Origin of the sequence: Gordonia lacunae (assembly GCF_002149015.1) — a bacterium.
In the GTDB taxonomy this organism is placed as follows: domain Bacteria; phylum Actinomycetota; class Actinomycetes; order Mycobacteriales; family Mycobacteriaceae; genus Gordonia; species Gordonia lacunae.
The window spans coordinates 1-2,220 of the sequence record NZ_NGFO01000076.1; the positions used below are offsets into that span (position 1 = coordinate 1).

The following is a 2,220-nucleotide window of genomic DNA, read 5'->3' on the forward strand; positions in this document are numbered from 1 at the left end:
GTGTTGGATTCGCGGTTGCGTCCGGTGCCGGTGGGTGTGGTGGGTGAGTTGTATTTGGGTGGCGTGCAGGTGGCGCGGGGGTATGCGTCGCGGGCGGGGTTGACTGCGGAGCGGTTTGTGGCGGATCCGTTTGGTGGGGTGGGTGTGCGGTTGTATCGGACGGGTGATCGGGTGCGGTGGAGTGGTGTGGGTGAGTTGGAGTATGTGGGTCGTGTTGATTTTCAGGTGAAGTTGCGGGGACAGCGGGTTGAGTTGGGGGAGATCGAAACCGTCCTCGCCGGTGCCGATGACGTGGTCGCCGCGGCGGTGGTGGTGCGCGATGACCGGTTGATCGCCTATGTCGCCGGCCCGGACGAGGCCGCGGTCCCGCGGATTCGAGAGCACGCGGCGCGCCGGCTCGCGTCGTACATGGTGCCCGACACGGTCGTGGTGCTGGATGCGTTGCCGCTGAACACGGCGGGGAAGGTCGACCGTAAGGCGCTGCCCGCACCGGACTTCGTCTCCGCTGCACGGGTGGAACCCGACACCGACACCGAACGGGCCATCGTGTCCATCGTCGCCGAGGTACTCGGACGTGCTCAGGACGCGCCGGCCATCTCGGTGGTGGACAGCTTCTTCGAGATCGGCGGGCACTCGCTGTCGGCGACCCGGGTTGCCGCGCGCATCGCGCACGTCTTCGGTGTCCGGTTCGGTGTGCGCGAACTGTTCGACGCACCGACGGTGCGGTCGATGGCCGCGTACGTCGATGCCGCGTCTGAAGATCGTGGGGGTCATCGGACCGGCATCGTCTCGTCCACCGAGACACCGGAACTGGGGGCCGTCCCACGTCCCGCACGTCCGCCGCTGTCGACGGCGCAGCAGCGGATGTGGTTCATCAACCAGTTCGACCCGACGTCATCCGCCTACAACATCCCGTTCGCGCTGCGCGTGCAGGGACGCCTCGACGTGGTCGCTCTCCGCGCGGCGCTGGCCGATGTGATGGAGCGGCACGAGGTCCTGCGGACGCGATACCCGCAGGGTGCCGACGGCCGGCCGTGGCAGGACGTCACCCCGGCATCGGACATCACCGTCGATCAGTGGTGGCGGAACACCGGCGTGGACACGTTGGCCACGGAACCGTTCGACGTCACCCGCGACCTGCCGATCCGCGCGGGGATCGCCGCTCTCGACCCGACTCGAGGCCATCCCGACGACCAGGTGCTGGTCATCGTCGTGCACCACATCGCAGCCGACGGCGAGTCCATGGTGCCGCTCGTCGACGACCTCCTGCACGCCTACCGCTCGCGAGTCGCCGGAGTGGCACCGGCCCGTCCTCCGCTGGCGGTGCAATACGCGGACGTCGCCCTGTGGCAGCAGCGGGCACTGGGCTCGGTGGACGACCCGGCCTCCGAACTCGGCAGACAGGCCCACTGGTGGCGGGTCCGGCTTGCCGACCTGCCCGAGGTCCTCGACCTGCCCACCGACCGTCCTCGGCCTCCGGTGGCATCTCACCGCGGTGCGGTGGTGGAGTTCGATCTCCCGGACGACCTGGCGCCGCGGATCGAGGCGTTCGCCCGGACCCACGGTGCGACTGTCTTCATGGTGCTGCACGCGTCGGTCGCCGTCGTGCTCGCGCGTCTGTCGGGAACCTCGGACATCGCGGTGGGTTCGCCGGTCGCCGGCCGTGGGCGGGCCGAGCTAGACGATCTGATCGGGATGTTCGTCAACACCTTGGTGTTGCGCACGACCGTCGACGCCGCCGCGACGTTCGGTGAGATGGTTCGGCTGGTGCGGGACACCGATCTCGACGCGTTCGCGGCGGCGGACGTGCCCTTCGAGTATCTGGTCGATGCGCTCGCACCCACGCGCAGCGAGGCGTTCGCGCCGCTGGCCCAGGTGCTGCTGACTCTCGAGCAGACGTCGGTGGGGGAGTTGACGGCACCCGGTCTGACGATCACGCCCGTGGATGCCGGTCCGCCAGCTGCCCGGTTCGACCTGATGATCGGGATGACCGCCGACCGGGACTCCGATGGTGCCCTCGTGTCGCTGGCCGGCCGGATCGTCTACGCGACCGACCTCTTCGATGCGCGCACGGCGCACCGCATCGCTGCCCGCATCGTCGACGTTCTCGATGCGGGCCTCGCCGATCCCGAGGTGATCGTCGGCGACATCGATCTCGTGGACGAGGGTGAGCGCGCCGCCATCGAGGGTTGGTCGCGTGGTGTGGGTGTGGGGTTGGGG

Annotated in this window: 1 protein-coding gene; it reads left to right on the plus strand. The window is 69.1% G+C overall.

Annotated elements, in window-relative coordinates; all coding sequences use genetic code 11:
• Positions 1-252: 252 nt before the first annotated feature.
• Positions 253-2,220 (plus strand): condensation domain-containing protein (locus CA982_RS26160; RefSeq protein WP_244176514.1); only part of this gene is annotated, 1,968 nt, incomplete at its 3' end.